This window comes from Paenibacillus sp. P4_A7 (genome assembly GCF_056402455.1).
This window is the reverse complement of record NZ_JBFUHJ010000311.1, coordinates 1-6,489: the sequence shown is the minus strand read 5'-3', so window position 1 is coordinate 6,489 and position 6,489 is coordinate 1. Positions and strand designations below refer to the sequence as shown.

General features: G+C 46.3%; 6 protein-coding genes and 1 pseudogene. 6 read left to right on the top strand and 1 reads right to left on the bottom strand.

Features of this window, described 5'->3' with window-relative positions:
- The coding region (locus tag AC1DWN_RS24705; protein ID WP_477561546.1) for a hypothetical protein at window positions 1-762 on the bottom strand (762 nt) is incomplete at its 3' end.
- Between the two features lie 236 nt (window positions 763-998).
- Between AC1DWN_RS24705 and AC1DWN_RS24700 the strand changes: the two genes are divergently transcribed.
- From AC1DWN_RS24700 to AC1DWN_RS24675, 6 genes and pseudogenes are all read left to right on the top strand, one after another.
- On the top strand, window positions 999-1,187 hold the full coding sequence (locus AC1DWN_RS24700) for a hypothetical protein (RefSeq protein ID WP_477561545.1): 189 nt from the start codon (window positions 999-1,001) through the stop codon (window positions 1,185-1,187).
- Window positions 1,175-1,690: pseudogene (locus AC1DWN_RS24695) on the top strand (carbohydrate ABC transporter permease); the annotation flags it as partial. The gene AC1DWN_RS24700 and the pseudogene AC1DWN_RS24695, both read left to right, overlap by 13 nt.
- Before the next feature lie 6 nt (window positions 1,691-1,696).
- Complete coding sequence (locus tag AC1DWN_RS24690) at window positions 1,697-2,596, top strand: GNAT family N-acetyltransferase (protein WP_477561544.1); 900 nt, start codon at window positions 1,697-1,699, stop codon at window positions 2,594-2,596.
- Between the two features lie 105 nt (window positions 2,597-2,701).
- A complete protein-coding gene (locus tag AC1DWN_RS24685; RefSeq protein ID WP_477561543.1) occupies window positions 2,702-3,919 on the top strand; it encodes a hypothetical protein in 1,218 nt (405 codons plus the stop codon).
- Between the two features lie 49 nt (window positions 3,920-3,968).
- Window positions 3,969-5,993, top strand: coding sequence for a hypothetical protein (locus AC1DWN_RS24680; RefSeq protein ID WP_477561542.1), 2,025 nt, complete (start codon window positions 3,969-3,971; stop codon window positions 5,991-5,993).
- A 99-nt stretch (window positions 5,994-6,092) separates the two neighbouring features.
- The coding region (locus AC1DWN_RS24675) for a hypothetical protein (RefSeq protein ID WP_477561541.1) at window positions 6,093-6,489 on the top strand (397 nt) is incomplete at its 3' end.

Sequence of the window (6,489 nt, the reverse complement as noted above, 5' to 3'; positions counted from 1 at the left end):
CCAATATGTTGTATTCATCAGCTTTACAGAGCCGGCGCCGGAAAGGGCATCCCCTGTTCTATTATCCTCGGATAGCGCTTTCATATTTTGCAGCATGTTGTCATCCTGAGTGCTGGAAAGCATCCAGTTTTCTGACCTATGGACGAGCAGGGAATTCCCTTGTTGTGGACTGACGATATTTCGCAAGCTGTCCATTAATTGGTCGAAAGAGAGCTCCAGCATAACTACAAACAAGGGCGGACGTTCAAAATCGGTGGTCATTGGATAACGCAAGCTCAAAAAAAAGCGGCCGTCCTTCAATTGGACGATGCGGCTGGGGTCTACGTTTCTCGATAGTCTATCTACCTCGTCAAGATTTTCAAGCTTGTTATAGTCGGATACCTCGTTTGGGGTAATCATCCTATTCATTAGGGGGAAGTAAATCATCGGTTTCTTAACAAATGTACTGGATGATCTAACCATTTGTAATCGTTTTTGCAAAACCTTCACCTTATCCTGAAGATCTGTAGCATGCAGATTTTCCGATATACCGATGAGCATGGGGTCCTTGTCCACCATAAATTCATAAAATGTTTGGGATAGACGTTTAATTTCCTGCTCGAGATTTTGCATATAAAATGAGTTCCGGCTGTTCACGGAATGGCTAATCTCATTATGAATGCTTTGCGAGCCTTTCACGTTCAAGAGCAGCGTCATCGCGTAGAACGGCAGCAAAACACCTAAAAAGATGATTGTCAACTTGATGAATATCGACATTCTCATGAAACGGCCTCCTTACCGCGCTGTTAGTAGAACCTATCATAAATACTTTCCAATAGCTCGTCAAGCTACAAACACGCTGGTCTTCGAAGCATTTCGAAGAAGTATACAAATGCATATAGAAGTTTAGGAATGCCTATAGTTGTACAAAGATTCCAATAGTATAGTAAAAACCAGGCAAGCGAATGAACAACCATTAAGAGGGGGAAATAAAATGAGTCTCAGTAAGACAAAAAGGTATGCACTTTCTTGTGTACTCGCCTTGCTGCCGGTATTGGCAGCAAGGCGGTGCTAATGGGGGCAACGAAGAACAAAACACTGGAACATCGAAACCGGTAGAGTCGGCTCCAGCTGTTGAAGAAAAAGTCGATATGAATAGTAAATATGATCCTCCGATTACATTAACGACGGTTAGAGCGGCGGATTGATTCCGTGGTATATGACGATTAGGGATACGGGGATTTTGGATATGATTTGGGCGCTTGTTATCCCTTCCGCCGTTCCTATCTTTAATGTCATCGTGCTGCTCAACTTTTTCCGCGGCTTGCCCAAAGAGCTTGAGGAATCTGCGAAGCTGGATGGCGCCGGATATTTCACCGTGCTATGGCGGATTTTCGTACCACTTTCTATGCCTGCGCTTGCTACCTTGCTTCTGTTTGCCGTGGTTGGTCATTGGAACAGCTGGTTCGACGGTCTCATTCTCTCGAATCACACGGAGAATTATCCGCTGCAAAGCTTTCTGCAGACCATAATTATAAAGCTGGATCCGGCCTATCTGTCGCCAAGAGAAGCGGAATTGAATGCGCTCATGAACAACAGGACGAGTCGGGCGGCGCAAATTTTCATAGCGGCCCTTCCGATTTTACCCATTTATCCGTTCCTACAACGATTCTTTATCAAGGGAATCGTGTTGGGCAGTGTAAAGGAATGATTGCAAATGTCAGTGGAGCAAGTGCAAATTAAAAGTCTTAATGAGTGTACCCTTGATGAAATTAATGAACTATGGAACGTCGGATTTCAGCAGTATTTTAGCGATATGACGCGGATAGTTGACCAGACGGTTAACCATCTGGGAGCATGCAGCATCAAACCTCATCTATCCGTTGCAGCATATATCGACAGGGTACCTGCAGGCTTTGTTTTTATCGGCGTTAAGCATATCCATGGAGTGAAGACTGCGTGGAATGGCGGTACGGGTGTTAATCCTATCTTCCGCGGAATAGGCATCGCCAAAATCCTGTTACAGGAGGCTATCAGGCGAATGAGAGAAGCGGATGTGGATATCGTTACACTGGAGGTAAGGATTGATAATACGAATGCGATTGCCGCTTATAATAAAGCGGGATTTCAAAGCATCAACGGTTTGCCTGTCCTCATTCGCAACGGGGCCTTTGAACGCGTACCTTTTCAACGTTCGAAGTCTGATCATTATTTGTATGTGTATGGGGTGCCTGAGGCTGTAAGCCGATTGCCCTTTTACTTGGAAAAGACAGCTTGGATGACGCAATGGTTTAATATGTCGGCTGGTAGCCAGTCTCTGATTGTTTATGATGGCAATGGCGAGGCCGCTGGCTACGCCTTGTTCTCCAGAAGTTTCTCCATGTCAGGCGAATTATCAGGCATTACTCTGTATCACTGTGAAGCAAATCCAAAGCGTGGGGATTGTTGTAATGTTGTTCGATATATGCTGGATAAGGTTTATGGACCTTTGGATGCTGCGGTGCCTCGCACAGCTCATTATATTCGATCTACAAATCAAGCTACGATAGTTGCCTTAACGGAAGCCGGCTTTACGGTGGATTACGAGGAACAACTGATGATGCTTCAACTGAGATAAGGACCTATTGAAAGTGAGGCTATAAATCGATGGCCACTATAAATATCGGATGGAGCACAAAAAGCATCACACCAAAAAGGCCGATATCATTGGCCGGGCAGTTCCATGAATGGATTACAGATCATGTACGGGATCCGCTGTTTACTACCGCAATGGGCTTTGGAGGGAAATGGAGCCCAGGGGCAGGGTACTGTGCTTGTAGGCTGCGACCTGATTGCGATCGATAAGCATATTACAGATGGTGTTCGGGAAAAGTTCAAACAATGCGTACCCGATCTTGATCCGGGGTATGTCATCCTGAATGCGTCGCATACACATACGGGGCCTCTTCTAGCACACGAGACAACTAGATTTCCAAATCTCGGTTATCACAAAACAATAGCTGATATTATGACACCTGAACAATATTCGGAGTTTGCCATTGAGAGAATTGCCGAGGCCGTGAAGGAATCATGGGAGGGGCGGGCGCCTGGAGGCGTAAGCACGACCCAAGGGTATGCAGCACTAGGATTTAATCGCAGAGCGATTTATGACGATGGAACGGGTGTCATGTACGGTCAGGTTAATTCCGTGCATTTCCGTGGACTGGGAGGTCCAGAGGATCCTCGGGTGGAAATGCTGTTTACTTGGGATGGCAATCATGAGTTAACGGGCGTTCTATTTAGTGCTGCATGCACCGCACAAGTGGTGGAGGGCATTTCCAGTATTTCAGCTGACTATATCGGTGAATTAAGAAGCTTGATTGCAGCCCGCTGGAGTACGAATATACCTGTTCTCGGAATGATTGGCGCAGCAGGAGATCTTGCTCCCCTCGATTCCATAAACAAGCATCACCGTAAATATGAGCCTGATGCTGATCTTCGACAACTAGCAACAAGGCTGTTGAGAGCTCTGGAAGATGGTTTGGATATGGCTAAGGACAATATACAAACTACTCCTACTTTCAAGCATGCGGTGAGACAAATCGATTTGCCGCTTAGGAAAGTGGTTAAATCTGAAGCTGATTTGGCCAAACAGGAGTTAAGCCGCTTCAAAGAGCAAATCGATAAGGAGACAGATGCAGTTGCCTATTTCACATCGCTTGGTTTCAAGGAACAAAGTGAAATATTTAATGACTATGCGATCGTAGATCGTTATGAACATCTTCAAGTGACTTCGTCCTATCCGATAGAATTACATATGCTGCGTCTTGGAGATGCTGCGTTTGCAACCGGAGGCTATAGCACACAGTTATTTAGCGGTTATGTAGGTGTAGAAGGCGGTGAAGCGCTGGTGGACTATACGGTAGAAACCATTCAGTCGCTTTGGGAAGAGCAAGCTTAGAGGGAAATTGTAAGTGCAACGTAAAACATGCTTGGGAAGGAAGGCAGAAATGAACAATTCGAACATTCAACCGGAGAAAGTGCAATATATTTTGCGCCCTCTATTTACCATTCTGCAGGATGATGCGCTGTGGAAGTCATTTATGACGTATGCGAAAAACATTCGCGCCGATGCGGTCATGGCGTTCAGCACGCATTTGGAAGCGAATCATCCGAGTCTTGAGAGTTTGCGCGAGCGTCTGCCCTTGTTCGCCGAACGGTTCGCCGAAGTTCGCGCTGCGGGGATGAGCCCGATGATTAACTATTATGTAACCCTCGGTCATAGCAATATGTTGCCCGAAAAGCATGCTGAGACATTTACGGATATGGTCGACGGGCAAGGTAGAGTGGAATACGGCTGTCCGTGTCCGCTATGTCCGGAATTTCGCCAATATATCTATGAAGCATACAAGCTGTTTGCCTCGCTGGATGTCGATGCGGTATGGATCGATGACGATTTTCGTTTGTTTGGTCGTGCTCAAACGAATTCATTTCTGTGCTTCTGTGATCGGCATATGGAGGCGTTTTCCAATAAAATGGGAGTTGCATATGGACGAGATGAAATTACCGAAGCGTTGCTGAAAGATCCATTAATTTGTACAGAAGCTGAGCTGCAGCTGCGTCGCGACTGGCGCTCTTTCCAGGAGGATATTCTGGTCGATCTTGGCGTTCTGCTCCGCGAGGCATGCGAATCAGCCAATCCTAACATTCAGATGGGATTGATGACTAATACGGTTGAAATGATGCTGCGCCACGGCCGTCATTTAGATGCCGAGATTAAAGCGCTCAGGACGAGCAATAAGCCGGAGCCGCATATCAGACTAGGCGGTGCTAGCTATACCGACGAGGATTTGCCGGGCATTCTCGATCGTTGTGTTACGTTTGATGCGATGGCTGCTATGATCACGGAGCCTAGCCAAATTAGCTCCGAAATCGAGCAATTCCCTTGGACCATCGGAGGGAAGTCCGCGCGCGGGCTTGCTTTGGAGCTTTATTTATTGACCGTAAGCTTCAGTCCGCTGCTGACCTTAAGCATTAACGACGGTTTTTTAGGTTTTTACGACCATTCGGGCAATTATCAAAAAACGCTAGGACCTTTGAAAGATTATTTGCAAGCTGTTACCCATGCATTGTCTGGGAAAGTGCGAAGAGGAACATCGTTGCCTTTCCCTAGCGAGCCTGATGTGACAGCTGGAATGAATTTAAATGACGGTCCGTCTATGCGGATGAATCATTCACTTACCCGCATCGGTATTCCTGTTGCGCCAGGTAAGCATGCACCGACCTTGATCACAATGAAAGAGGCAATTGCTTATTCGGAAGATACGATAAGATCCTGGCTGGAAAAAGGAACAGTGATCACTTCCGAAGCCTACTATCATCTGTGTGAGCGTGGTCTCTTGACGAGTAGTCCGATTCGAGTCGAGAAGGGAGACATGTCGCATCGAACTACCTTTGAGCGTATTACGGCTCCTCAAGCACCAGATTGGTTGCGAAATAAGGATGTGATCTCTTGGGTATATATGTCGTTGCACACRGATTATATCCTATCAGCAGAGGAAGGCGCAGAAGTATGGTCAGAGATTTACGATAACCTTGGCAATCGACAATCTTCAGGAGTCGTAGTGACGAGAGAGCCTTATCCGATGGTGGTTGTACCGCATACGGGAGGCTTTTTGAAAGAGACAGGTCGACAATGGTTGTATCAACAAATCATGTCCTATCTGACCGATGGCGAATTCCCGGCTATGGTGGAGTTCGGAGTCAATATTTATCCAGTATGGTGGGAGGACGAGACGGAAGCGCTGCTTGGAATCGCCAATTTCAGCCTGGAAGCATACCCGTCTCTTTCTCTTTGGATTCCGACAAGCCGGAAGCTCGCGAAAGTGGAGCAGTTATCTCGCGAGGGTGAATGGACGGAAGCTGACGCAAGCGTTTCTGAGCATCCGGATGGCGGAATTCGCCTTACCTTGCAAGAACAAAGTGTACCKGATCATGCATCGTACGAAACATTTCGTTTAACTTTTTTACATTAACATCATGGATAGTCACATATAGCTTTTTACTAAGAGAACAGGAGTGATGAAAGTTGATGAAAAAATAGAAAAAGTAAGAGCAAACGGTGGGCTTTACAATTGCTCATGTTATGTCTAGTCGTTCCAGTATTTGCTGGAGCAGGGCATGCACCTGTAGCAGCGGCAGAGACCTCAATCAATATGATCGATAACGCAGGTTTCGAGCTACTGTCAGAAGGCAAGCCGGTTGGTTGGGTCAATTCAGGAAATGCAAATTTCGGCACTAGCAATGTAGAGAAGCATTCTGGCAATAATAGCGTCTACTTTGATTATCTGGACAACGACGACTTGCAGCACTGGCTTTATTTCTGGCGCTATGCTTCAGAAATTTCCATTGATGAGTCCAAAGATTGTGAGCTCTCAGTTTGGGTTAAGGCAGAAAATGCGAGTCAGGGAGACCGTCCGTCGTTGAATTTGAATTATTATAGCGACAGTGGATGGCTAACGAGTGCCGACT

Coding starts and splice junctions, on each gene's coding strand:
- AC1DWN_RS24685 (WP_477561543.1), top strand. CDS start 2,702: ATGAATGGATTACAGATCATGTACGGGATCCGCTGTTTACTACCGCAA.
- AC1DWN_RS24700 (WP_477561545.1), top strand. CDS start 999: ATGCACTTTCTTGTGTACTCGCCTTGCTGCCGGTATTGGCAGCAAGGC.
- AC1DWN_RS24690 (WP_477561544.1), top strand. CDS start 1,697: ATGTCAGTGGAGCAAGTGCAAATTAAAAGTCTTAATGAGTGTACCCTT.